General features: G+C 70.3%; 17 protein-coding genes and 1 riboswitch. Of the genes, 8 read left to right on the top strand and 9 right to left on the bottom strand.

The annotated features are described in order from the left end of the window. Positions 1–142: 142 nt before the first annotated feature. Positions 143–634: a DNA-binding protein gene (locus WFQ05_RS09710; RefSeq protein WP_337053640.1), complete on the top strand. Its 492-nt coding sequence runs from the start codon at positions 143–145 to the stop codon at positions 632–634. 249 nt (positions 635–883) lie between these two features. Then, the gene (locus WFQ05_RS09705) at positions 884–2,794 is read left to right on the top strand and encodes an ATP-binding protein (RefSeq protein WP_337053639.1); all 1,911 of its coding nucleotides are present in this window, start codon (positions 884–886) and stop codon (positions 2,792–2,794) included. Positions 2,795–2,806: 12 nt separating this feature from the next. Here the strand turns inward: WFQ05_RS09705 and WFQ05_RS09700 are convergent, their stop codons facing one another. Both WFQ05_RS09700 and gcvP read right to left on the bottom strand, forming a co-directional pair. Then, entirely contained in the window at positions 2,807–4,921 is a 2,115-nt protein-coding gene (locus tag WFQ05_RS09700; RefSeq protein WP_337053638.1) for an EAL domain-containing protein, read from the bottom strand. A 226-nt stretch (positions 4,922–5,147) separates the two neighbouring features. Beyond that, the gene (gene gcvP, locus WFQ05_RS09695) at positions 5,148–8,036 is read right to left on the bottom strand and encodes an aminomethyl-transferring glycine dehydrogenase (protein WP_337053637.1); all 2,889 of its coding nucleotides are present in this window, start codon (positions 8,034–8,036) and stop codon (positions 5,148–5,150) included. 155 nt (positions 8,037–8,191) lie between these two features. Next, positions 8,192–8,306: riboswitch (glycine riboswitch) on the bottom strand. 308 nt (positions 8,307–8,614) lie between these two features. Between gcvP and WFQ05_RS09690 the strand changes: the two genes are divergently transcribed. Beyond that, the gene (locus WFQ05_RS09690) at positions 8,615–9,865 is read left to right on the top strand and encodes a multidrug effflux MFS transporter (protein ID WP_337053636.1); all 1,251 of its coding nucleotides are present in this window, start codon (positions 8,615–8,617) and stop codon (positions 9,863–9,865) included. 14 nt (positions 9,866–9,879) lie between these two features. On the opposite strand, the gene pdeM is transcribed toward WFQ05_RS09690, so the two are convergent. The 4 genes from pdeM to WFQ05_RS09670 form a co-directional block, all read right to left on the bottom strand. After that, the gene (gene pdeM, locus WFQ05_RS09685) at positions 9,880–10,527 is read right to left on the bottom strand and encodes a ligase-associated DNA damage response endonuclease PdeM (protein WP_130517791.1); all 648 of its coding nucleotides are present in this window, start codon (positions 10,525–10,527) and stop codon (positions 9,880–9,882) included. Further along, complete coding sequence (locus WFQ05_RS09680; protein ID WP_337053779.1) at positions 10,517–13,222, bottom strand: DEAD/DEAH box helicase; 2,706 nt, start codon at positions 13,220–13,222, stop codon at positions 10,517–10,519. The genes pdeM and WFQ05_RS09680 overlap by 11 nt, the downstream gene beginning before the upstream one ends. Before the next feature lie 89 nt (positions 13,223–13,311). Beyond that, a complete protein-coding gene (locus tag WFQ05_RS09675) occupies positions 13,312–14,916 on the bottom strand; it encodes an ATP-dependent DNA ligase (RefSeq protein WP_337053635.1) in 1,605 nt (534 codons plus the stop codon). A gap of 157 nt (positions 14,917–15,073) precedes the next feature. Next, a complete protein-coding gene (locus WFQ05_RS09670; RefSeq protein WP_337053634.1) occupies positions 15,074–16,075 on the bottom strand; it encodes a ligase-associated DNA damage response exonuclease in 1,002 nt (333 codons plus the stop codon). Between the two features lie 280 nt (positions 16,076–16,355). Between WFQ05_RS09670 and WFQ05_RS09665 the strand changes: the two genes are divergently transcribed. Together WFQ05_RS09665 and WFQ05_RS09660 are read left to right on the top strand one after the other, a co-directional pair. Then, entirely contained in the window at positions 16,356–16,775 is a 420-nt protein-coding gene (locus WFQ05_RS09665; RefSeq protein WP_337053633.1) for a hypothetical protein, read from the top strand. Positions 16,776–16,814: 39 nt separating this feature from the next. Continuing rightward, positions 16,815–18,455 (top strand): acyl-CoA dehydrogenase family protein, encoded by a 1,641-nt coding sequence (locus WFQ05_RS09660; RefSeq protein WP_337053777.1) that lies wholly within the window; start codon positions 16,815–16,817, stop codon positions 18,453–18,455. A 7-nt stretch (positions 18,456–18,462) separates the two neighbouring features. On the opposite strand, the gene WFQ05_RS09655 is transcribed toward WFQ05_RS09660, so the two are convergent. Both WFQ05_RS09655 and fabR read right to left on the bottom strand, forming a co-directional pair. Next, positions 18,463–19,056, bottom strand: coding sequence for a DUF1801 domain-containing protein (locus WFQ05_RS09655; RefSeq protein WP_337053632.1), 594 nt, complete (start codon positions 19,054–19,056; stop codon positions 18,463–18,465). A gap of 44 nt (positions 19,057–19,100) precedes the next feature. Beyond that, on the bottom strand, positions 19,101–19,748 hold the full coding sequence (fabR, locus tag WFQ05_RS09650) for an HTH-type transcriptional repressor FabR (RefSeq protein ID WP_337053776.1): 648 nt from the start codon (positions 19,746–19,748) through the stop codon (positions 19,101–19,103). Positions 19,749–19,870: 122 nt separating this feature from the next. Between fabR and WFQ05_RS09645 the strand changes: the two genes are divergently transcribed. From WFQ05_RS09645 to WFQ05_RS09635, 3 genes are all read left to right on the top strand, one after another. Beyond that, entirely contained in the window at positions 19,871–20,953 is a 1,083-nt protein-coding gene (locus WFQ05_RS09645; protein WP_337053631.1) for a ferredoxin reductase, read from the top strand. Continuing rightward, the gene (locus tag WFQ05_RS09640; protein WP_337053630.1) at positions 20,954–22,084 is read left to right on the top strand and encodes an acyl-CoA desaturase; all 1,131 of its coding nucleotides are present in this window, start codon (positions 20,954–20,956) and stop codon (positions 22,082–22,084) included. 88 nt (positions 22,085–22,172) lie between these two features. Then, the gene (locus WFQ05_RS09635) at positions 22,173–22,592 is read left to right on the top strand and encodes a hypothetical protein (protein ID WP_337053629.1); all 420 of its coding nucleotides are present in this window, start codon (positions 22,173–22,175) and stop codon (positions 22,590–22,592) included. A gap of 657 nt (positions 22,593–23,249) precedes the next feature. Here WFQ05_RS09635 and WFQ05_RS09630 read toward each other — a convergent pair. Then, positions 23,250–25,409 (bottom strand): M3 family metallopeptidase, encoded by a 2,160-nt coding sequence (locus WFQ05_RS09630; RefSeq protein ID WP_337053628.1) that lies wholly within the window; start codon positions 25,407–25,409, stop codon positions 23,250–23,252. Positions 25,410–25,496: the final 87 nt, after the last annotated feature.

Genomic DNA, 25,496 nt, shown 5'->3' with positions numbered 1-25,496 from the left:
TGATGGGCACGGACCCTAGCACGGAGCGCCGGGCATTCCTGCTCGACCTTGGTCCTGCGGTGGCACGCATCACGGCGATACGCACGCGACCTTGACAGGGGCGGCTCTATAGGTGGGACTCCAGATGCATCGGGAGTGTTCCATGCCCAGCAACAAGTCCGCACACAAGGCCGCGCAGGACGACAAGCGCGCCGGCAAGTCCCCCAGCACCCAGGCCGGCGAGTACGTGCGCGAGGAGATCGAGGAACTGGAGGCCGGCGAGGGCCGCGCCAAGAGCAGGCAGCAGGCCATCGCGATCGGCCTGTCCAGAGCGCGCCGCGACGGCGTCCAGGCCAAGCCCGGCAAGAAAGCCTCCGGCGAGGTCAAGCACAAGGCCGGCCAGGACCTGGCCACCGGACGCAAGCGCGCCACGAAGAAGGTGGCCAAGAAGGCGGCAAAGAAGGCGACGAAGTCGGCCGCGAAGAAGACCGCGAAGAAAGCGACCAAGAAGGCTGCCAGGAAAGCGACGAAGAAGACGACGAAGCAGGCCGTCAAGAAAGCCGCGAAGAAGGCCGCAAAAAAGACAGCAAAGAAGGCCGTGAAGAAGTCTGCAAAGAAGGCCACGAAGAAGACGGCGCGCAAGAAATCCAGCTGACGGCCCGCGCACGGGCCCCAACCGTCGTTCCCGCGAACGCGGGAACCCAGCGACCTTCGCATGTCGCCCGAGCGTTCCAACAGTCGTTCCCGCACAACGCGCAACAGTTAGCGCCTCTGAGCAGAACGTGCGCCAAAGCAGTGGCCGGGTGCGCCCGGCGGCGCCCGCGGCCGCGAGGATCGCCACGCTGTTCACAGACCATCGAATCCCCAGCCGCTAGCCTGCTGGAGTCACCACAGGGGTCATGCGATGCCGTACACCACACCGGTGCCCGACGGGGCGCCGATGCCGGAGGCGTTCGAACGCGCCGTTCCCGACGCACAGCGCACCGAGGGCGTGCTCTATCACACGCCGGTGCTGCCGGCGTCGGCACGTCGCGCGCCGGACGAGGACGACGCACGCCTGCTGCTCGGGCTGTCCTCGCCGGAACAGGACTGGTGGCAGGCACTGTTCGAGGCCGACACCGAAGGCGCGCGCCGCGAGTACGACGCCTTCCTCGCCGGCGATGCGCCGTTGGACATCGAGTACCGCGTGCGCCTGCCCGGCGGCGGGCAGCGCTGGTTGCGCGACCGTGCGCGCGTGGTCGCCCGCGACGCGCAGGGACGCCCGAGCCAGCTGATCGGCGTCTTGGACGATGTGACCGGGCGCAACTCGCTGCGCCGGCGCGCGCGCGAGGCAGCCGAGAAGTACCGGCTGCTGTTCGACTCGATCGATGCGGGCTTCTGCGTGATCCAGATGCTGTTCGATGCGCAGGGACGTCCGCAGGATTACCTGTTTCTCGAGGTCAACGCCGCCTTCGCGCGGCAGACCGGTATCCAGGACGCGCCGGGTCGGCGCATGCGCGAGATCGCGCCGGCGCATGAGGAGCACTGGTTCCAGACCTATGGACGCATCGCCCGCAGCGGCGTGCCCGAGCGCTTCGAGCACAGCGCCGCGCAGCTGGGCTTCTACTACGACGTCTATGCCTTCCGCTTCGGCGAGCCGGCACTGCATCAGGTGGCGGTGCTGTTCAACGACATCTCCGCCCGCAAGCAGATGGAAGATGCACTGCGCGAGGACGGCCGGCGCAAGACCGAGTTCATCGCCATGCTGGCGCACGAACTGCGCAATCCGCTGGCGACCATCACCAGCGGCCTGCAGGCGATGAAGCTGGGCAGCCACGGCGTGGCCATGCATCCGGCCGCGCCGATGATGGAGCGCCAGATCGTGCAGATGAGCCAGCTGCTGGACGACCTGCTGGACATCAACCGCATCGCGCTGGGCAAGGTGGTGCTGCGCAAGGAACGCTGCGACCTGGGCCAGCTGGCCGCGCATGTGGCCGAGGCCTTTCGTGCCCATTATCTGGAACGCGACGTGCGCCTGGAGCTGGAGCTCCCGCAGGCGCCGGTGTGGGTGCGCGCCGATTCCACGCGCATGGCGCAGGTGCTGGGCAATCTGCTCAGCAACGCGGCCAAGTTCAGCCATCCCGGCAGCCAGGTGCGGCTGCGCGTGCGCGAACAGGACGGCCGGGCGATGGTCGAGGTGCGCGACACCGGCATCGGCATCGAGCCCGACAAGCTGCAGCACATCTTCGAACTCTTCGCCCAGGTCGACAGCAACCGGCATGCGTCCTTCGGCGGGCTGGGCGTGGGCATCGCGCTGGCGCGCGAGCTCGTTGGCCGCCACGACGGCGTCATCGAGGCGCACAGCGCCGGCCTGGGGCAGGGCAGCACCTTCACCGTGCGCCTGCCGCTGGACGCGCCGGCACCGGCCGTGGTGCACGGCGTCGAGGACAAGCCGGCCCGCGACGGTGCGCTGCAGCTGTTGCTGATCGACGACAACCGCGACGCGGCCGATTCGATCTCGATGGTGCTCGAGCTGCTCGGCCATCAGGTCACCACGCGCTACAACGGCGCCGACGGCCTGGCCGCGGCCGAACAGGCCAGGCCGGACGTGATCATCACCGACATCGGCATGCCCGGCATGGACGGCCACGAAGTCTGCCGCCGACTGCGCGCGCGGACCGACGGCGCAGCGCTGCGCATCGTGGCGCTGACCGGCTGGGGCACCACGGAGGATCGCGAGCTGACCCGGCAGGCCGGCTTCGACCACCATCTGGTCAAGCCGGTGACCGCGGCCAAGCTGCGCGAGGCGCTGGCGGCGGTGACCGAGCGCGCCTGAGCGGGCACCCGCTCAGGTCGGGATCGGCCCCGGCGTCCGGCTGTCAGGCGATCCCACGTCCTGGCGTTTCTTGAAGAAGCCGCACGCCTCCTCGGCCGGCATCGGACGGCCCAGCAGATAGCCCTGCAGCAAGGTGCAACCCAGCTCGGTGAGCAGGGCCTGCTGGGCCGGGGTTTCCACGCCCTCGGCGATGACCTGCAGCCCCAGCGAATGGCCCAGCGCGATGATGGCCGACACGATGGCGGCATCGTCGCCACCGCGCTCGAGATCCTGCACGAAGCCGCGGTCGATCTTCAGTTCGCTGGCCGGCAGCTTCTTCAGATACAGCAGGCTCGAGTATCCGGTGCCGAAATCGTCGATGGAGATGCTCACGCCCATCTCCACCAGCCGCTGCAGGATCGCCAAGCTGGCCTCCGCATCGTGCATGGCCATCGATTCGGTGATCTCCAGCACCAGCGCGCTGGCCGGCAGGCCGTGGCGGCGCAGGGCCTGCGCCACGTCCTGGTAGAGCTGGTCGGAATGGAACTGGTTGGGCGAGAGGTTCACCGCCACGCTCTGCACCTCCAGGCCCTGGGCGCGCCACTGGGCGAGCTGGCGGCAGGCTTCGTCCAGCACCCAGCGGCCCAGCTCGATGATCAGACCGGACCGCTCGGCCAGCGCGATGAAGTCGCCCGGCATGATCAGCCCGCGCTGCGGATGCTGCCAGCGCACCAGCGCCTCCACCCCGATCACCGGCCCGTCCGGTGCGCGCAGCTTGGGCTGGTAGTGCAGGCGCAGCTCGTTGCGCTGCAGGCCGCGGCGCAGGTCCTGGATCAGCGCGATGCGCGCGTGCGCGCCGTGGTTCATGCCCGGCTCGAACAGCTGGTAGCCGTTGCGGCCGCGCTCCTTGACCGCATACATCGCCGCATCGGCGTTGGCCAGCAGGTCGTGGGCCACGGTGCCGTGTTCGGGATACAGCGCCGCGCCGATGCTGGCCGACACGGCGATCTCGCCGCGGTCCAGCTCCAGCGGCACGCTGGCCAGCTCCATCAGCAGCTCGGCGATGCGCATCGCGTCCTGCGGCGCCTCGATCGTGCTGAGCACCACGAATTCATCCCCGCCGAGCCGGGCGATGGTGGCGTGCGGCGAGAGGCGCCTGACCAGCTGCGAGGAGAACTGCAGTAGCAGCCGGTCGCCGATCTGGTGGCCGTAGGCGTCGTTGATGCCCTTGAAGCCGTCCAGGTCGACGAACAGCAGGGCGAAGCGTCCGCCCTCCCGTTTGGCCGTCGCGATGGCCTCGCCCAGCCGCTCCTCCAGCAGGACGCGGTTGGGCAGGCTGGTCAGGCCATCGTGCAGGGCCAGATGGCTCAGTTCGCTATTGGCCTTGGCCAGCGAGGCGGCCAGCAGCGCGGTGCGGTCCTGCAGGCGCCGGTCCAGCACCGAGGTCATCAGCGCGATGCCCAGGATGGCGAAGGTCGCCATGCCGATCAGCGCCGCCAGCACCGGCGGGGTCAGGCCGTTGTGCAGGGCGGCGCCGCACACGCTTCCGGCCGGGAAGCGCGCCGCCGCCATGCCGGTGTAGTGCATGCCGGCGATGGCCAGGCCCATGACGCTGGCGGCCGCCAGGCGCCACGGCAGCAGGTGGCTGAGGCGCTCGCTGCGCAGCCGGAAGAAGATCCACAGCGCCGCGGTGGCCGCCGCGATGGCGATCAGCACCGACAGGGCGAACCACAGCGGGTCGTAGTCGATCCCCGGCTGCATGCGCATGGCGGCCATGCCCACGTAGTGCATGGCGGCGATACCCACGCCCATGATCGTCCCGCCGCCGAACAGCTGGCCCGCCGGCAGGGTCTCGCGGGTGACCATCCACAGCGCATAGGCCGAGGCGCCCACCGCGATCAGCAGCGAATACAGCGTGATCAGCAGGTCGTAGCCCTGCGGGATGGGCAGGCTGAAGGCGGTCATGCCGATGAAGTGCATCGACCAGATGCCGAAGCCCATCGCGCAGGCGCCGCAGACCAGCCAGCCGCGCGCGGCCCGGCCGCTGCTGGCGGCGATGCGCCCGGTGAGGTTCAGCGCCACATACGAGGCGAAGGCGGCCACGACGAAGGACGCGACCACCAGGAGAGGGTTGTAGATACCGGACATGCGACTGACGAATTCGGCTCGGGGGAGGGCACCGCGACCAGCCGATCAAGCAAGGTCCATGCCGATCCGGCGCGTCCCGTGTGGGCTGGATCGGGCGGTCGCACGCCCCCTCGGGCCTGCCGGCGCCCGGCGGAATGTGACCTGGCGCGTCATCGCCCTGTGACACCGCCCGCAACGAAAAGCCCCGCCGAGGCGGGGCTTTCGTAGTCTCGACCCGGGCCTGGGATCAGGCCTCGACGTCTTCCTTGTAGGCATCGATCGGGATGCAGGCGCACATGATGTGCTTGTCGCCGTAGACGTTGTCCACGCGCGCCACCGGCGGCCAGTACTTGGCCTGGCGCAACGAGGGCAGCGGGAAGGCCGCCAGCTCGCGCGGGTAGGCGTGGGTCCACTCGCTGCCGGAGACCTGCACGGCGGTGTGCGGGGCGTGCTTGAGCGGGTTGTCCTCGCGTTCCAGGCGGCCGTCCTCGACCGCGCGGATCTCCTCGCGGATCTGGATCATGGCGTCGATGAAGCGGTCAAGCTCGTGCTGGGACTCGCTCTCGGTCGGCTCGACCATCAGCGTGCCGGCGACCGGGAAGCTCAGGGTCGGGGCGTGGAAGCCAAAGTCGATCAGGCGCTTGGCGATGTCCTCGGCGCTGATGCCGGTGGTCTTCTCCAGCGGGCGCACGTCCAGGATGCACTCGTGCGCGACCAGCCCGTTGCGGCCGGTGTAGAGCGTCTTGTAGTGCGGTGCCAGGCGCTTGGCGATGTAGTTGGCGTTGAGCAGCGCCACCTGGGTCGCCTTGCGCAGCCCGGCGCTGCCCATCATGGTGATGTACATCCAGCTGATCGGCAGGATCGAGGCCGAGCCGAAGCTGGCCGCCGAGACCATGCCCACCTCGCCCTGTCCGCCCAGCGTGCGCGGCAGGAACGGGGCCAGGTGCGACTTGACCGCGCACGGTCCCACGCCCGGGCCGCCGCCGCCGTGCGGGATGCAGAAGGTCTTGTGCAGGTTGAGGTGGCTCACGTCCGAGCCCCACTTGCCCGGCTTGGCCACGCCGACCAGGGCGTTCATGTTGGCGCCGTCGGTATAGACCTGGCCGCCGTGCGCGTGCACGGCCTCGCAGATGGCCACGATGTCCTCCTCGAACACGCCATGAGTGGACGGGTAGGTGATCATCAGCGCGGCGAGGCGGTCGGAATACTTCTCGGCCTGCACGCGGATGTCCTCGACATCGACGTTGCCGTTGGCATCGCACTTGGTGACCACGACCTTCATGCCGCACATCTGCGCCGAGGCCGGATTGGTGCCATGCGCCGACTCGGGGATCAGGCAGATGTCGCGATGGCCCTCGCCGCGTGAGCGGTGGTAGGCGCGGATCGCCAGCAGGCCGGCGTACTCGCCCTGCGCGCCGGAGTTGGGCTGCAGGCTGACCGCGTCGTAGCCGGTGCACTCGACCAGCATGGCCTCCAGCTCGTCGATCAGCTGGCGGTAGCCGGCCCACTGCGCGGCCGGGGCCAGCGGATGGATGGCGGAGAACTCGGGCCAGGTCACCGGGATCATCTCGGCGGTGGCGTTGAGCTTCATGGTGCAGCTGCCCAGCGGGATCATGGTGCGATCCATCGCCAGGTCCTTGTCGGCCAGGGCGCGCATGTAGCGCAGCAGCTCGTGCTCGCTGTGGTGGGTGTTGAACACCGGGTGCTGCAGGAACGCGCTGGTGCGCACCAGGCCCTGCGGCAGCGCATCGGCGCTGGCCGCGTCCAGCGTGTCCACGTCGACCTCCACGCCGAACAGCTTGCCCAGGGCGACGATGTCGGCGCGGGTGGTGGTCTCGTCCAGGCTGATGCCCAGCGCCTCGCTGTCGATCACGCGCAGGTTGATGCCGGCCTCCAGCGCACGGGCGTGCAGCGCGTCGGCATCGACGGCCTTGATGTGCAAGGTGTCGAAGAAGTGCTCGCCGACCTGCACGCCCGCCCCGCGCAGCGCGGCGGCCAGGATCGCCGCCAGGCGATGGGTGCGGCGGGCGATCCGAGTCAGGCCCTCGGGGCCGTGGTAGACCGCGTACATCGAGGCCATCACCGCCAGCAGCACCTGGGCGGTGCAGATGTTGGAGGTGGCCTTCTCGCGGCGGATGTGCTGCTCGCGGGTCTGCAGGGTCAGGCGGTAGGCCGGGTTGCCCTGCGCATCGATCGACACGCCGATCAGGCGGCCGGGCATCGAGCGCTTGAAGGCGTCGCGACAGGCCATGAACGCCGCATGCGGGCCGCCGAAGCCGAACGGCACGCCGAAGCGCTGCGAGTTGCCGACCACGATGTCCGCGCCCCATTCGCCGGGCGCGGCGATCAGGGTCAGCGCCAGCAGGTCGGTGGCCACGGCCACCAGGCCCTGGCGCGCATGCACCGCGTCGGTCAGCGCCTGGTAGCCGGCGAGCGTGTCGAACGAGAGCTGGCCAAAGGTGTCCGGATACTGCAGCAGCACACCGAAGGCATCGGCCTCCATCGCCTGGGCCGGGGTGCCCAGCTCCAGCACGATGCCCAGCGGCTCGGCGCGCGTGCGCAGCAGCTCCAGGGTCTGCGGATGCACCGCGTCGTGGACGAAGAAGACATTGGACTTGGACTTGGCCGAACGCTTGGCCAGGGTCATCGCCTCGGCCGCGGCCGTGGCCTCGTCCAGCAGCGAGGCGTTGGCGATCTCCATGCCGGTCAGGTCGGCGCACAGGGTCTGGAAGTTGATCAGCGCTTCCATGCGGCCCTGCGAGATCTCGGCCTGGTAGGGCGTGTAGGCCGTGTACCAGGCGGGGTTCTCCAGGATGTTGCGCAGGATCACCTTGGGCGTGTGGGTGCCGTAGTAGCCCTGGCCGATGAAGCTCCTAAACACCTGGTTCTTCCGCGCGATGGCGCAGATCTTGGCCAGCGCCTCCTCTTCGGTGATCGCCTCGGGCAGGGCCAGGGCGGCGGGCGACTTGATCTTGCCCGGGACGATGGCGTCGGTCATCGCATCCAGGCTGGGGTGGCCGACCGCCTCGAGCATCTGCGCGATCTCGGTGTCGTTGGGGCCGATATGGCGTTCGACGAACGCGGCGTGGTGTTCGAGGTCGCGCAAGGACGGGGAGGGCTGGGACATGGCAGGCATCCGAAGAAGAGGGCACGCGGGATGGAACGGACCTCCCCTCCTGGCCGCGTCCCCCCGCGCGAAGCGGAGATCCGGCGCCGGCCTGCGGCCTGGCCGCGGGCAACGTTGCCGGGTTCCCGCTTGCGCGGGAACGACGAGCGGATGGAAGCATCCTCTCGCGCCCCTCTGTCCTTCTGCCTGAGAGTTTGGAGGCGCGCTGGACTGCGCCTTGTGCCCCTTCGGCGCCGGCGCCGACCCTTGCGGGCGGCCGGTCTCTCCAGAGTGTGTGCTGCCTGCGGTGGTATCGGGCCTGAGCGATTACGGGCGTTGCGCCTTCGGCAGCGGTGCGGGCCTGGCATGGCCCCGCGCCGCTTCTCCCACCTGTGTTGCCCTGGCGATTATACGGGCCGTGGACGGGCGCGTATCGCCTGCGGCAGCGCGAGCCGGGCGAGCCCTGTTCAGTGCCGTGCGGCAAGACGCTGCGCGCAGCGCCTATCATGAGCACCAACCCGCCTTCCTTCCCCGTCACGCCGCGCCTTGCGCGCGGCGCGCCCGCCGTGCCGTCCGCGCGGCAGGCCCACGCTTTCCCGGACCTCCGCATGCCGTTGCCCGCCACCTCGACCCGCCGTCTCGCCCTGCTGCTGGCGGGGCTGGCGATGTTCGGCCCGTTCTCCATCGACACCATCTTCCCGGCCTTTCCGCAGCTGGCCCAGCGCCTGGGCGTGGACCAGACCGCGGTGCAGCAGACCGTCAGCGTCTATCTGCTGGCCTATGGCGTGATGAGCCTGGCCCATGGCGCGCTGTCCGACGCGTTCGGGCGGAGGCGGGTGATCCTGGCCGGGCTGTGCGTGTTCGTGGCCGCCTCGGCCGGCTGCGCGCTGTCGCGCGATCTGGGCACGCTGCTGCTGTTCCGCGCGCTGCAGGGCTTCTCGGCCGGCGCCGGCATGATCGTCGGCCGCGCGGTGATCCGCGACCTTTACGCCGGCCCGCTGGCGCAGAAGCTGATGAGCCAGGTGTCGATGATCTTCGGCATCGCCCCGGCCATCGCGCCGATCATGGGCGGCTGGATCCTGGGCACTGGCCTGGGCTGGCCGATGATCTTCTGGTTCCTGATGGTCTTCGGCCTGCTGCTGTTGCTGGCCACCGCGGCCTGGCTGCCCGAGACCCTGCCCGCGGACGCGCGCACGCCGCTGTCGCCGCGCGGGCTGGCGCGGCGCTATGCCTCGATCGGGCTGGACCGGCGCTTCCAGCGGCTGGCCGCGTCCGGCGCGCTGGCCTTCGGCGGGGTCTTCCTCTACATCGCCTCGGCGCCGGTGTTCGTGCTCGAACTGCTGGGCAAGACCGAGCAGGAGTTCGCCTGGCTGTTCCTGCCCACCATCGGCGGCATGACCCTGGGCGCGTGGCTGTCCGGGCGCATGGCCGGCAGGATGAAGCCGGCCACCCAGGCGCGGCTGGGCTTCGTCTGCTGCGGCGTGTCCGGCATTGCCAGCATCGTCTACGCGCTGCTGGCGCCGCGCCTGCAGGTGCCGTGGGCGGTGCTGCCGATCTTCGTGGCCGGCACCGGCATGGGCCTGGTGTTCCCGATCCTGGCGCTGGCCGTGCTGGACCTGTACCCGCATCAGCGCGGGCTGGCGTCCTCGCTGCAGGCCTTCGTGCAGCTGATGGTCAGCGCGCTGGTCGCCGGCGTGGTCTCGCCGCTGGTGGCGCATCACCCGGTCAAGCTGGCGCTTGCCGCCAGTGCCTTCTTCTTGGCCGGCTGGCTGTGCTGGAAGGCCGACCGCCGCGCCGGCCGCCGCCTGCCGCGCCAGGACGCGATCACCCCGCGCCTGGAGCCGCAGGACAACGTCTAAAAGCCCGCCGCCGCTCAGGCCGGCGGCAGCGCGATCGCCTGGCCCTCGACGCAGGCGATCAGCCGCTCGCCCGGGGCCAGGTCGGGTACCACGCCGGCGGTGAACTGCGAGAACGCCGGCAGCACCGTCATTTCCTGGCGCAGCAGGAAGGCCGGCCAGCGCACCGTGGTGCCCGGCGCCTTGAACACCGGATGCAGATGGCCGCACAGCACGTGCCGCTGCGGATCGGGCTGGGGGTGGTGGCGCAGTACGAACGGCCCGTCCTCGACGCTGTCCGGAAACACTTCGAAGCCCAGGTCGGCGGCGGCGTCCAGGTCGCGGTCGTGGTTGCCGGCCAGCGCGATCACGCGCAGGTGATGGTGCTGGCGCCGCCACCGGTCCACATGTCCGCGCCAGCTGGCCTGCGGCGCCGGGCCGTGCAGCACGTCGCCCAGCACCCACAGCTCGTGCGCGCCGGTGTGTTCGACCAGCGCCGCCAGCCGGGCCAGGTCGTGGTGGGTGCCGCCGCTGGGCAGGGCGATGCCGGCGCGACGGAAGATGTCGCCCTTGCCCAGGTGCAGGTCGGCGATCAGCAGGCGCCGGCGCGCGGGCCAGTACAGCGCTCGGTCGCCCAAGGCGCGCATCGGTTCACCGGCCAGCATCAGGTCCAGCTCAACGGCCATGCTTGCGTTCTAGCTGCTGCGCGGCGCGCTGCACGCGCGTACTCCAGTCCTCGGTGCTGAGCTGCCCGCGCAGGCTCTCGGCCCACAGCGGGAAGGACAGCGGCGTCAGGCTGGCCGGGGCGCACAGCCGCAGCTGGCGTCGGGCGCAATCGTGCAGGGTGTCGGTGAGGCGGTCCAGTTCCAGCACGCCGCTGAACAGCTCGCGCTGGGCCTGGTGCAGCAGCAGGTGGTCGGGGTCGTGGCGGGTCAGCACGTCGAACAGCAGCCCGCTGGAGGCCTGCAGCTGGCGCATGCTGCGCGGCGTCTTGCCGGGCAGGGACGGCGGCAGCAGGCCGGCCACGCGCGCGATCTCACGGAACTGGCGGCGCGCCAGCTCGCCCAGGTTGAGGCTGGCGGTGAGGTCCTCCAGCAGCCGCTCGGGCGAGAGCAGGGCGCGCAGGGTGTCCTCTTCCAGCTCGACCGCATTGGCGGGCGAGAGCACCAGCCCGTAGTCGTTGGCGGCGAAGGCGAAGGTGTTGGCGTGCAGCCGGCCCCAGCGCAGCGCCAGCAGCGCGGCCAGGCCCTCGTGCACCTGGCGTCCGGCGAAGGGGTACAGGAACACGTGCAGGCCATCGCGCGCCTTGACCCGCTCGCACAGCAGGCTGCCCGGCGCGGGCAGGGCGGACAGGCGCGCCTGCAGGGACAGCAGCGGGGCGATCGCGCGCAGCTCCGGCGCGGCGTGGTCGCCGCCGAAGACGGCCTCGACCTCGTGCCCCAGCTCGGAGGACAGAGGCATGCGTCCGCCCATCCACTTGGGCACGGTGCCGTCGCCGCTCTTGGCCACGCGCACGTAGGCGGTCATGTCTTCCAGGCGCACCAGTTCCAGCGTGCGGCCGGCGAACTGGAAGCGGTCGCCGCGCCGCAGGCGGCCGACGAACTGTTCCTCGATCGAGCCCAGTCCGCCGCCGCGCAGGAACTTCACCTGCACCGCGCCGTCACTGGTGATGGTGCCGATGGACAGCCGGTGGCGCAGGGCGACCTTGCGGTCGTGCACGCGGTAGACGCCGTCCTCGTCGCGCACCACCTTGTGGAAATCCGGGTAGCGGTCCAGCGCGCTGCCGCCGCGTTCGATGAAGTCCAGCACCGCGCGCCAGGTGACCTCGTCCAGCGCGGCGAAGGCCTGCGTGTTGCGCACCTCGGCCAGCAGCGCGTCCGCCTCGAAGCCGCCCCCCAGCGCCAGGGTGACGCAGTGCTGGGCCAGCACGTCCAGCGACAGGCGCGGGGCGTGGCGCGGCTCGATCGCATTGCGGGCGATGGCCTGGCGCGCGGCGGCGTATTCGACCAGTTCCAGCGCGTGGGTCGGCACGCACACCACATGGCCGGCCTCGCCCGGACGATGGCGTGCGCGGCCGGCGCGCTGCAGCAGGCGCGCGATGCCCTTGGGGCTGCCGACCTGCAGCACCTGGTCCACCGCCGGGAAGTCCACGCCCAGGTCCAGGCTGGAAGTGGCCACCACACAGCGCAGCGTGCCGGCGCGCAGGCCGGCCTCGGCCTGCGCGCGCAGCTTGGGGCCGAGCGAGCCGTGGTGCAGGGCCAGGGTCTCCAGCGCCTCGGGCCAGACCGAGGCCAGCGCCTGGTGCCACAGCTCGGCCTGCGCGCGGGTATTGGTGAACACCAGGCTGGTGCGCACCGACATCAGCTTGTCCAGCACGCGCGCCAGCTGCGCCAAACCCAGGTGGCCCGACCACGGGAAGCGCTCGCCCGCCTTGGGCCGCAGGGTCTCGATGACCAGGGTGCGCGGGCGGACGCCGGAGACGAGGGCGAAGGCGGGGTCAGGAGCCGGGGACCGTGGGTCAGGGGCTGAAGCAGGCGCATTGGCCTGCCCAGTGGCCGTGATGCTCGCGGCGAGCGCTTTTTCTGGCCCCTGGTCCCTGGCTTCTGGCCCCACTTCCACCGGCATCAACGCCCCCGCAGCCTCCTCCAGATTCCCCAGCGTCGCCGACAGCCCCCAGGTCCTCATGCGCGGCGAGAGGGCGCGCAGGCGGGCCAGCGCCAGCTGCAGCAGCACGCCGCGCTTGTTGGGCAGCAGCTCGTGCCACTCGTCGACGATGACCGCGCGGATCTGGCGCATCTGGGGCGCGGTGTCGGGATAGGACAGCAGCAGGGCCAGCGACTCGGGCGTGGTCACCAGCACGTCCAGCTTGCCGGCGCGCGCCAGGCGCTTGTCGCGCGCGCTGGCGTCGCCGGTGCGCTGGCCGACCTGCCAGTCCAGGCCGACGCCGGCGATGGCCTCGCTCAGGGCGCGGGTGGTGTCGGCGGCGAGCGCCTTGAGCGGGGTGATCCACAGCACCTGGAGGGGGCGGACGCGGTTGTTCTTTTTTTTGGGGGGCGGGGTGGGCTTGGCGTCCACCTCGCCGTGCGACGAGGTGCCTTCCGGAGCCAAGGCCATCTGAGGAGCCGGATCAGGGCGTGCGCCTTGCGCTGTTTCGGTCCTGATTTGCGGACGCACCCTCACCCCAACCCCTCTCCCGGGGGGAGAGGGGCTCAAGGCGGCTTCTTGCAGGGCTTCGAGCAGCGGGCCGCCGAAGGCGGCCAGGGTCTTGCCGCTGCCGGTCGGGGTGTGCAGCAGGCCGGAACGGCCGGCCAGGTAGTGCTGCCAGACCTCGCGCTGGAACGGCAGCGGCTTCCAGCCGAGCGTGCCCAGCCAGGCGTGCAGGGGCGCGTCGAAGGCGCGCGCGCGCGTCGGACGCGTCGCCTTCGGCTGCGCCTTGTCGGTGCGGCCGGTCGCCGCGGTCTTGCGGGGCGTCACCGCGCCAGCGCCTTGAGGTCTTCCAGCCGGTCGGCCTGCGCCATCGGCTTGTCGTGGCGCCAGCGCAGGATGCGCGGGAAGCGCGTGGCCACGCCGGACTTGTGCCGCTTGCTCAGGTTGACCGCCTCGAAGCCCAGTTCGAACACGTGGTGCGGCGTGACCGCGCGCACGGGCCCGAAGCGCTCGGTGGTGTGCGCGCGGATCCAGCTGTCCAGCTTGAGGATCTCCGCATCGTCCAGCCCCGAGTACGCCTTGGCCACCGGCACCAGCGTGTCGCCGTCCCACAGACCGAAGGTGTAGTCGGTGTACAGCGTGCTGCGCCGGCCGTGACCGGCCTGGGCGTAGAGCAACACCGCATCGATGGTGAGCGGATCGATCTTCCACTTCCACCAGTCGCCGCGCCGGCGGCCGCCCTGGTAGGTGGAACTGCCGCGCTTGAGCATCAGCCCCTCCACGCCGCGCGTGCGCGAATCCTCGCGCAGCTGCGCGGCGGCCTCCCAGTCGGCGGCCTGGACCTGCGGGGACAGGACGATGCGCGGATCGCCGTGCGCGGTGAGCAGCTGTTCCAGCTGGGCGCGGCGCTGGTCCAGCGGCTGCTCGCGCAGATCCTCGCCGTCCAGCTCCAGCAGGTCGTAGGCCTGCACGCGCGCGGGCGTGTCGGCCAGCGTCTTGGCGCCGGGCTTGCGACGCTGGATGCGGGTCTGCAGGGCGGTGAAGGGCAGCGGCGCGTCCTCGCCGGCGCGCCAGGCCAGCAGTTCGCCATCGATCACGCAGTCGCGCGGCAGCGTGGCCGCGGCCGCTTCGATCTCCGGGAAGCGGCCGTCCAGGCGCTCCTCGCCGCGCGACCACAGCGCCACCTCGCCGTGGCGGCGGATCAGCTGCAGGCGGATGCCGTCCCACTTCCATTCCAGGCGCCAGTGACCGATGTCGCCCAGCGATCCGACCTCGGCCTCCAGCGGCGAGGCCAGGAAGAACGGATACGGCTGCTGGCGATCGCCAGGCAGTTCCTCGTCGGAAAGCAGGTCCTGCAGGAACTGCGGCGTCGGCGCCCAGGTCCCGAGCATGCGCTGGGCGATGCGTGCGATGTCGATGCCGCTCATCTCCGCCAGCGCCTGCTGCACCAGCCGCTGCGAGACGCCCACGCGCAGCGCGCCGGTCAGCAGCTTGTTGAACACCAGCCGCTGCGCATAGGGCAGGGCATGCCAGGCCTCGACGATGACCGCGCGGCGCACGGCTTCGTCCCGGTTGGCCACCGGCAGCAGACGCTCCTCGATCCATTCGGCCAGGCCCACGTCCGGCGGCGGGGCGGCCGGGTCGTCCAGCAGCAGCGCCAGGGTCTCGGCCAGGTCGCCGACATGGTCGTAGCTGTCGTCCACCAGCCAGTCCGGCGTGGCCGACTCCTGCGCGATCCACGCACGCAGCTCGCCGGTTCCGGCGATCTTCTGCCGCGGGCCGGTGATCTTGCCGCCGGCCAGCAGGTACAGCGCCCACACCGCATCGCGCGGCGGCGCATCGCGGAAATAGGCGATCAGCGCCGCGCGCTTGTCCAGCGTGGCGGTGCTCTCGTCCAGCGCCTTGTACAGCTCGGCAAAGCGCTTCATGCCGACCACCCCTGCGCAACTTCTTCCTCGTCATTCCCGAGCACGCGGGGATCCAGGGACTTCGCTTTCGGTCCCACGGCACAGCCGCACGATGAGGACGACAACGCGCCCGCGCAGGCAGCAAGGCAAGCGCGCGAAGGCGACAACACGGCCCGCTTCACTCCTCGCTCCCGTAATCGGTGCGGAAGGCTTCGGCCGCGATGCCGGCCTCGTTCATCGCGCGGATGATGGCGTCGGTGTTGCCGTGCGTGGCGATCACCCGACGCGCGCCGGTCTCGCGCACGGTGCGCAGCAGGTCGGGCCAATCGGCGTGGTCGGACACCACGAAGCCGCGATCGTAATTGCGCCGACGGCGATTGCCGCGCACGCGCATCCAGCCCGAGGCGAAGCCCTGCTGGGCCTTGCGGAAGCGCCGGATCCACGGGCTGCCCGCCGCCGACGGCGGCGCCAGGATCAGTTGGCCGGCGTAGTCGCTGCCCTTGGCCGTCTCCGACACCGGCAAGGTGTCGAGCATGGCGATGCCGGCGCCGCGATAGAGCTCCACGCCGGCCTGGATCGCGCCGTGCAGCAGCGCCGGCTGATCGTCCAGATCGCGTAGCTCGGCCAGCAGCCGCTGCGCCTTGCCCAGTGCGTAGCAGTAGAGGATCGCCGCCTCGCCGCGCTGCGCGCAGTGCCGGCGCCAGGCGACGATCTCGCGCGCGACCTCGGTCGTGTCCGGCCAGCGGTAGATGGGCAGGCCGAAGGTCGCCTCGGTGATGAAGGTGTCGCACTGCACCACCTCGAACGGCGCGCAGGTCGGGTCCGGCTGACGCTTGTAGTCGCCCGAGGCGACCCAGACCTGATCGCCCACTTCCACCCGCACCTGCGCCGAGCCCAGGACATGGCCGGCCGAATGCAGCGACAGGCGCGCATCGCCGATCCGGAAGGCCTCGCCGTAATCGTGGATGGCGTAGTCCTGCTCGCCCAGCCGCCACTGCAGGATCGGCAGGCTCTCGCGCGTGGCCCAGTAACGGCCCATGCCGGTGCGCGCGTGGTCGCCGTGACCGTGGGTGATCACCGCGCGCGGCACCGGCCGCCAGGGATCGATATGAAAATCGCCGGCCGGGCAATACAGCCCTTCGGGACGCAGGACGATCAGGTCGTTTGAGGCTTGGGCCATGGTCGGGAGGGTGCGGACTGGGATGTGCACAGGCCGCCAACGTTGGGACGGGCCGTCTCAGAACCTGAGATCGAACCCGAACCGCAGCTGACGCATCGGGCTTACGCCACCACAACACCCCCGTGGGCAAGCTGCAGACAAGCAGATCCCGGGAGGACTCATGAAAACAACGCTGCTACCCATGCTGATGCTTGCGCTAAGCGCCTGTGCACCCGAGGCGCCGCAGGCCGGCGCACCGGTTGCTTCAGCGCCTGCGGCTTCCACGACACCGGTCGCATCGATGCCGGCCTCAGAACCGGCTGCGCCGCAGGCGTCGGACAAGGACGCCGAGGTCGATGCCCGCATCGATCAGGTCCTGGGCGCTCACGCGGCCTATCGCAGCGTGTTGGAGCGGCTGCAGGCGGCAGTCAAGGCGGACGACCGCCCCGCGGTGGCGGCGCTGATGCGCTATCCCTTCGAGGTGCGCCTGGCCGATCGCAAGCGGCGCATCGACAACGCGCAGGACTTCGTCGCGCAGTACGAGCAGATCCTGACGCCTGCCATCGCGCAGGTCATCACCGCCCAGCGCTATGGCGCGCTCCAGGTGAACCAGAACGGCGTGATGCTGGGCAGCGGCCAGGTGTGGATCAACGGCGTGTGCAACGACGCGGCCTGCAAGGATGTCGACGTCAAGGTCGTCGCGCTGCAGCAGGGCGGCTGACCGTTCCTGCGGCACAATCGGCGCGGGAGGACACCGATGATGGAACACCGCGCCACGCCCGCCTTCGAGACCCACACGGTCGACAACCAGCCGCCGGAGTTCGCGCCGCGCGATCTCTGGACCGACGATGTAGTGCTGCGTGAGGACTGCATGCGCGAAGGCGCCGGCGACTTCGCCGCCGCGCTGCGGGCCTATGGCGCACAGGCAGGCAGCGAACTCTATGCCCTGGGCTTCGACGCCAATCGTGACAAGCCGCGGCTGAAGACGCACGACCGCTTCGGCCATCGCATCGATCTGGTCGAATTCCATCCCGCCTATCACCAGCTGCTGCACGCGGCCAAGGCCGGCGGCGTCGCCGGGTTGTCCTGGCACACGCCGCGGCCGGGCGCGCATGTCGCCCGGGCCGCACTCAGCTATCTGCATCACCAGGCCGAGGCCGGCACCAGCTGCCCGTTGACCATGACCCACGCCGCGGTCCCGGTGCTGCGCCGCGAGCCCGCCCTGCGCGAATGGGCGGACAAGGCCGCCGCCCCGCACTACGACCCGCGCGATGTGCCCATCGCCGACAAGGCCGGCATCACGCTCGGCATGGGCATGACCGAGAAGCAGGGCGGCTCGGACGTGCGCAGCAACGCCACGCGCGCCACGCCGCTGGCGGGCGAGGGCGAATACGCGCTGGTCGGGCACAAGTGGTTCTTCTCCGCGCCCATGTCCGACGGCTGGCTGGTCCTGGCCCAGGCGCCGGGCGGGCTGAGCTGCTTCCTGATGCCGCGCCGCCTGCCCGATGACCAGAAGAACGCCTTCCGGCTGATGCGGCTCAAGGACAAGCTGGGCGACTGGGCCAACGCGTCCAGCGAGGTCGAGTTCACCGGCGCCTGGGCGCGGCGCATTGGCGAGGAAGGGCGCGGCGTGACCACCATCCTGCAGATGGTCATGCTCACCCGTCTGGATTGCATGCTCGGCGCGACCGCCGAGATGCGCATGGCCTTGGCCCACGCCGTGCACCACGCGCGCCATCGCGCCAGCTTCGGCCAGCCGCTGGCCGCCCATGCGCTGATGCGTAACGTGCTGGCCGACCTGACGCTGGAATGGGAGGCCGCCCTGGCCCTGGCCCTGCGCGTGGCCGGCGCGGTCGATCGCGCCGCGCACGATCCGCACGAGGCCGCGCTGGCGCGCGTGACCACCGCCATCGGCAAGTACTGGCTATGCCGCCGCGCGCCGGCCTTCGTCAACGAGGCACAGGAATGCCTGGGCGGCGCCGGCTACGTCGAGGAATCGATCCTGCCGCGCCTGTTCCGGCAGTCGCCGCTCAACGGCATCTGGGAAGGCAGCGGCAATATCCAGTGCCTGGACGTGCTGCGCGCCCTGGGCAGGGAGCCCGACTGCGGCCAGGCGCTGCTGGGCGAGCTGAACGCCGCGCGCGGGCAGGATCACGACTACGACCGCCAGCTGGACCTCGTCGCCACGCAGCTGGCCGGCCGCGAACTGATCGAATCCGGCGCGCGCCTGCTGGTCGAGCGCCTGGCGCTGCTGCTGCAGGCCGGCGTGCTGCTGCACACGGGCAGCCCCGTGGCCGAGCCGTTCTGCCGCTCGCGCCTGGGCGGCGCGCACGGACTGGCGATGGGCACGCTGCGGGCGGAGACGGATTTCGCGCTGCTGATCGCGCGTGCGTTGTCCTGAGCGCGAATCAATCGTCCAGGCCGAGGCCGGCCATGATCCGCGCAAGGTTTTTCTCGACCCGCGCCTGGCGGGTCTTGGACTGCTTGGCCGACGAGAAATGCAGCAGATAACCGCGTTGGCGGCCCGGCGTCAGGCCTTCGAAGGCGGCCTTCAGCGCCGCGTTTTCCTCCAGCCGCGCGCGGAACTCGTCCGCCACGGGAAAATCGGTGGTCTTCCTGGGGGCGATCTTGAGCCCGGCCTGTTCGACCGCAATGGCCGCCTCGACATAGGCCTTCAGTGTCGCCGCTTTGCCTTTGATCTGATCCAGTGCGGTGAAGCGGATCTGCCGCGCCGATCGTACGTACTCGGTCTGCTGGACCAGCAGGCCATCCGGGTCGGGTATCAGGGCGCCCTTCATGAACAGCAGGGCGCAGTACTCCTTGAAGCCGTGCATCAGCACGACGTTTCCCTTGCCCAACGCATAGCAGGGCTGCCCCCACTTCAGGTCCTCGGTCAGCGGCGTCTGGCGCAGGATCGATCGCAGCGCCTCGAACTCGGCCCGCCAACGCTCGGCCCGCACCATGAATGCATCCACCTTGGGATTTGCCGTCGCTGCCGTCATCGCGCTCTTCCGTCTGCGTGCTTGTTCGAACTTGAGGGCAAGCGTCAGCGATCGATGCCCACGCCCTTGGCCATCGCGCGCGAGCCGGTCAGGATCATGCGCAGCATGGTGGAGAGCTGGCCGATCAGCTCCGGATCGCGTTCGCGCGGCAGGTCCATGGCGCTGGCGCCGGCGGCGAACACCAGGCGGGTGATCGCCTTGGAGACCAGGGCCGGCTGGTGCAGGGTGGCGCCCTCGGCCGCCGCCAGGCGCACCAGGTCCACCTGCAGCTCGTCCTCGAAGTAGGTGAGCTCGCGCTCGACCGCCGCCTTGAACGCGTCCGAGCCGACCATGCCCTCGCGCAGCATCACGTGCAGCAGCTTGTCGTCGGCCCGTAACTGCTCCATGAAAGTCTCCACCGACAGGCGGATCACGCTGCGGTCGGTCGAGGCCGCGCGCTGGCGGGCCTGGCCGATGATCTGACGCAGCGAGCGGCCGGCCAGGTCGATCAGGGCCACGGCCAGCTCGTCCATGTCGCGGAACTGGCGATAGAAGCTGTTCGGCGCGATCCCGGCCTCGCGGGCGACCTCGCGCAGGCTCAGCGAGGACAGGCTGCGGTGCGGGCCGACCAGGCGCAGGGCGGCGGCCAGCAGGTCCTGGCGCGAAATGGCGGCGCGGCGGCCGCCGCTGGCGTCGTCTGAGCTGGGGTCGATGGCGGCGGACTCGGTAGCGGGCACTGCGGATCCTGGTCCGTGCGGGGCGCCGCCATCATAGCCCCTCACATGAATATACAAGTGTATAGACATCCGTTCTCACGCATGTATAGTGCATGGTCATGAATGCGATCCGTCGTCCTCGTTCCAGCTCCCCGGTCCAGCGCGTCGCCCGTCGCCTGGTCGAGCCGGCGGTCTTCGACTTCTGGGCCAGCCGGGTCCACCCGCTGTGGAGCTGGGAGCGCCCGCTGGCGCGCCTGCGCGAGCGCCGCCAGGCCGCCGAAGGCGCGGTCACGCTGGTGCTGCAGACCAACCGCCATTTCGCCGGGCTGCGCGCCGGTCAGCACATCAACCTGGGCGTGGAGTTGGACGGCGCCCGGATCACCCGCAGCTACAGCCCCAGCAAGGTCGCCGGCAACCGGCTCGAGATCACCGTGCGTGAGGTCGAAGGCGGGCGGGTCAGCCGGCACCTGTGCCGGCACGCGCGCATCGGCGAGGTGTTCGCGCTGGGCGCGGCCTTCGGCACCATGACCCTGCCGGCCGCCGTGCACGGGCCCTGGCTGTTCCTGGCCGCCGGCAGCGGCATCACGCCGCTGATGGCGATGCTGCGCGAGCTGGACGCGGCCGGCATGCCGGTCGAGCTGGACCTGGTCTACTGGGCGCGCACCCGCGCCGAGGTCTGCTTCGCCGACGAACTTGCCGCGCTGGCCGCGCGCCATCGCGGGCTGCGCGTCCATCTGCGGCTGACCCGTCAGGCCGATGGCCCGGCGGCGCCGCGCATCGACGACACCGACCTGGCCGCGCTGGTGCCCGAGCTCGGCCATCGCCAGGTGTTCGCCTGCGGCCCGCACGGCTTCGTCCAGAGCGCGCGCGCGCAGCTGGAAGGGCGCGTGGTGCGGTTCGAGGCCGAGGCCTTCACCCCGCCGCGCGCGCTGCCGGGCGAGGGCGGCAGCGTTGCCCTCACCCTGTCACGCAGCGGGCGCACGCTGACCGTGCCGCGCGACGCGTCGCTGCTGGAGGCGCTGGAGGCGCAGGGCCTGCGCCCGGCCTCGGGCTGCCGCATGGGCATCTGCAATACCTGCGCCTGCACCCGGCGCGAGGGCATCACCCGCGACACCCAGACCAATGCGCGTTCGGGCGAGCCCGACGCCACCGTGCGCCTGTGCATCAGCGCCGCGGCCACCGACCTGACGCTGGACCTTTAGATGAGCAAGCACAACCGCCCCCTGTCCCAGGACGAGCTGCAGCGCTTCGGCGCCGAGCTGGACGCCCTGCGCGCCCGCACCGTGGCCACGCTCGGCGCACGCGATGCGCGCTACATCCGCCGCGCGGTCGCGGCGGTGCGCTGGAGCGGCGCGCTGGGCCGCATCGCGCTGTTCGCCGGCGCGGTGGGCGGGGCCTTCGTGCCGGCGCTGCTGTGGCCGCTGTGCGTGCTCGGCACCGCGCTGCTGGCGCTGTCCAAGATCCTGGAGAACATGACCGTCGGCCACAACGTGATCCACGGCCAGTACGACTGGATGGGCGATCCGCAGCTGCACAGCCGCAGCTACGAGTGGGACATCGTGGCCACCAGCGAGAACTGGAAGAAGACCCACAACTTCCGCCACCACACCTACACCAACGTGCGCGGGCTGGACGACGACATCGGCTACGGCCTGCTGCGCATCTTCCCCGAGCAGCGCTGGAAGCCGTTCTACCTGTTGCAGCCGCCGATTGCGGTGGTGTTCTGCCTGCTGTTCGAGTGGGGCGTGGCGATCCAGGACCTGCGCCTGGGCCGCTGGCTGGCCGGCAAGATGAGCTTCAGGCAGCTGCGCGCGCAGTTCGCGCCGGTCGGCCGCAAGATAGGCCGGCAGGTGCTGAAGGACTATGTGCTGTTCCCGGCGCTGGCCGGGCCGTGGTTCCTGCCGGTGCTGCTGGGCAACCTGGCGGCGAACATGCTGCGCAGCATCTGGACCTATGTGGTGATCTTCTGCGGTCACTTCACCGCCGATGCGGAGACCTTCCCCAAGGACTGCGTGCGCAACGAGAGCCGTGGCCACTGGTATCTGCGCCAGCTGCGCGGCTCGTCCAACATCTCCGGCGGTGCGCTGGTGGACGTGCTCACCGGCGATCTGAGCCACCAGATCGAGCATCACTTCTTCCCCGACATCCCGGCCAACCGCTACAGCGAGATGGCGGCGGAGGTGCGCGAGATCTGTGCGCGCTACGGGCAGCACTACAACACCGGCTCGCTGTTCAAGCAGTTCAGCCAGGTGGCCTGGCGCATCGTGCGCCATGCGTTCCCGAGTCGGCCGCGCCGGGTGCGCGCGCTGGTCGAGGCGCCCGCGGCCGGCTGAACCGCGCCGCGGGCGCGGAGCGGGCTTCACCGCGCAGCCAGCGGCATCGCGCTAGCGTGGCCGGACACTCACACAAAGGAGTTCGGTCATGCTCAACCGGACCGTCATCCTGTCGATCGCGGCCCTGCCGATCCTGGCCGCCGCGCCGCTGGCGCAGGCGCAGCAGCTCAACCAGCCGCAGCCGGTGCAGATTCCCAATACACGCGATGCTTCCGGCACGTCGCCCCAGCGCAGCACCGGGGTGCGCTCGGACGCGGGCCAGCGCGCGACCACGCCGCCGGTCAGTCCCAAGGGGCCTGCTACGGATGCACAGCGGCCCACGCAGCCCAGCAGCGTCACGCCCACCGCGCCGGCGACGCCCGCGCGCGTGATCGATGCGCAGGGCCGGCTGGTGCCGGGCGCGGTGCAGGTTGGTAACAACCAGGTGCTGGACCCGAAGACCGGGCGGATCTATCCCGTGACGCCGGCGGGTGACGGGCTGCGTATTGCGACGCCGCCCAAGCCCTGAGTGCGTGACGCTTTTTAAGGAAAGCTAGACAAAAGAGCCCGGCGCAAGCCGGGCTTTTTCGTGGCGCTTTATGGCTTTTCACCTGATCGGTGGTTGAGGGGCCCTGACTCCGGAGTGGCATCGAGCCGGCGGGCGATGACCGCTTTTCCCTCAATCAGGGCATCCTGCCCTGATTCGGGCGCTCGGCATCCTGCCTCGCTAGGCGCGGACACCGCCCGCCGGCCCGCTGCCGCGCGCGTCATGTCTGATGGCCTCGGATCGAGGAGTGCCGGACCCAATCCCTGTGGGAGCCGCCATGGCGGCGATGAGGCTTCCCCGGTAGAGCCCCATAGCTGCCATGGCGGCTCCCACCCGTAGAGCGGAGCTTGCTCCGCTGCGTTTCGTTCGGTTTGTGGGGAAGGCCCCAGCGGAGCAAGCTCCGCTCTACAGGCAGGCCGCTGCGAGATTTGAGGAGACAGTTGTTCCCACCTGGCCGTGAGGCGCGGTCAATCTTTTTCCATTCAAGCGTTGGCCATCGAGGGGGAGCCGAGCCGAGGGGCCGCGCTCGGCGTGGTCGAGGCGGGTGGGCGAAATACGCTCACCGCCGCCCACTCATCCCGTCGACAGAGTCGCGTCACCGCCCTGCGGCGACGCGACTTGCCTGCTGCTCGCAAGCCCTCAGTCCGCCTTCGCATCCAGACCGCGCTTCTCCAGCAGCGGTTCGATCCGCGGCGCGTGTCCGGTGAAGTCGACGAACAGCTTCATCGCGTCCTGGCTGCCGCCCTGGGAGAGCAGGGTCTTGCGGAAGCGGTCGCCGTTGGCGCGGCTCAGGCCGCCGTGCTGCTTGAACCACTGCTGGGTGTTCGCATCCAGCACCTCGGACCAGATGTAGGCGTAGTAGCCGGCCGAATAGCCGCCCATGATGTGGCTGAAGTAGGGCGTGCGGTAGCGCGGCGGCACCGGCGCGTAGGCGATGCCATCGGCCGCCAGCGCCTTGGCTTCGAAGTCCACCACGCCGGACGCAGCCGGGACTTGGTCCTCGGTGATCTGGTGCCAGCGCTGGTCCAGCATCGCCGCGCCCAGGTATTCGGTGGTGGCGAAGCCCTGGTTGAACTTGGCCGCGGCCACGACCTTGTCGAGCAGGGCCTGCGGCATCGGCGCGCCGGTCTGGTGGTGCTTGGCGTAGTGACGCAGGATCGCCGGATCGTCGGCCCACATCTCGTTGACCTGCGAGGGGAACTCGACGAAGTCGCGCGGCACGCTGGTGCCGGAGAAGTAGGGGTACTTCACGTCGGAGAACATGCCATGCAGGGCATGGCCGAACTCGTGGAAGGCAGTGGTGACCTCGTCCCAGGTCAGCAGCGTCGGCTGGCCGGCCGGCGGCTTGGGGATGTTGAGGTGGTTGGCCACCACCGGCTTGTCGCCGGTCAGCGCGGACTGCGACACGTAGGAATTCATCCACGCGCCGCCGCGCTTGGACGCGCGCGCATACGGGTCGAAGATGAAGATCGCCAGCTGCGAGCCGTCGGCATCGAACACGTCGTAGACGAAGGTGTCGGCGTGGTACTTGGGCAGATCGTGGCGCTCCTTGAAGCTCAGGCCGAACTCCTGGTTGGCGGCGTAGAACACGCCGTTTTCCAGCACGTTGCGCATCTCCAGGTAGGGCTTGAGCTGGGACTCGTCGAAGTTGTACTTGGCCTGGCGCACCTTCTCGCTGTAGAAGGCCCAGTCCCAGGCGGCCAGTTCGAAGCTCGGCTTGCCGGCGGCCTTCTGCTCGGCGTCGATCATCGCCTGCAGGTCGGCGGCCTCGCGCTTGGCGTTGGCCACGGCGGCCGGAGCCAGCTTGCCCAGCATCGCGTTGACGGCCTCGGGCGTCTTGGCGGTCTGGTTCTCCAGCGAGTAGGCGGCGTAGTTGGGATAGCCGAGCATCTTCGCCTTCTGCGCGCGCAGGGTCATGATGCGCGAGACGATGGCGGTGTTGTCGTAGGCGTTGCCGCGGCTGCCGCGGTTCACCGAGGCCTTGAATAGCTGCTCGCGCGTGGCCCGGTCGGTCAGATGGGTCAGCGGCGGCTGGCCGGTGGTGTTGAGCAGGGTCAGCACGTACTTGCCGGGCAGCTTGCGCGCCTTGGCTTCGTCGGCCGCGGCGGCGATCTCCGCCGCGCTCAGGCCGTCGAGCTGCCTGGCATCGTCCAGCACCAGGGCCGAATCGTTGACCTCGGCCAGCACGTTCTGGCTGAACTTGGTCGACAGCGTGGCCAGCTCGGCATTCATCGCCTTCAGGCGGGTCTTGTCCGCCTCGGAGAGCTTGGCGCCGGAGCGCACGAAGTCGCCGTACACCTTCTCGACCAGGCGCAGGCTCTGCGGATCCAGGCCCAGGCCGGCGCGGCCGTCGTAGAGGGTCTGGATGCGCACGAACAGCTTGCCGTTGAGGTTGATCGCATCGCGGTGCGCGGCGAACTTGCCGGCGTAGTCGGCCTGCAGCTGCTTGCGCGTGTCGTTGGTGTCGGTGCCGACCAGGTTGAAGAACACCGAGGTCGCCCGATCCAGCAGCTGGCCGCTCTGCTCCAGCGCCACGAAGGTGTTGTCGAAGCTCGGCTTGGCCGGGTTGTCGGCGATCGCCGCGATCTCCTTGAGCTGCTGCGCCATGCCGGCATCGAAGGCCGGGGCGAAATCGGCGTCGGTGATCTTGTCGAACTGCGGGTAGTGCAGCGGCAGCGGGCTTTGGACGAAGAACGGATTGCTGGCCTGGCTGGCGGCGGGCGTCGCGGAGGTCTGGGCGTAAGCGGGCATGGCGGTTCCAAGGGCGAGGGCGAGCGCCAGGGTCAGGCGGTAGGTCATGTGGCTCCGGATCGGGGTGGTGGACATCGACCCCCGAGGCTAACCGGGACCCGGCGCCGCAGCCCATGACCGAAGGCATGGACTGAC

The sequence above is a fragment of the Pseudoxanthomonas sp. USHLN014 genome, assembly GCF_037153335.1.
GTDB lineage: Bacteria > Pseudomonadota > Gammaproteobacteria > Xanthomonadales > Xanthomonadaceae > Pseudoxanthomonas_A > Pseudoxanthomonas_A winnipegensis.
The sequence above is the reverse complement of the archived record's forward strand: the minus strand, read 5'-3'. Positions and strand labels throughout refer to the sequence as shown.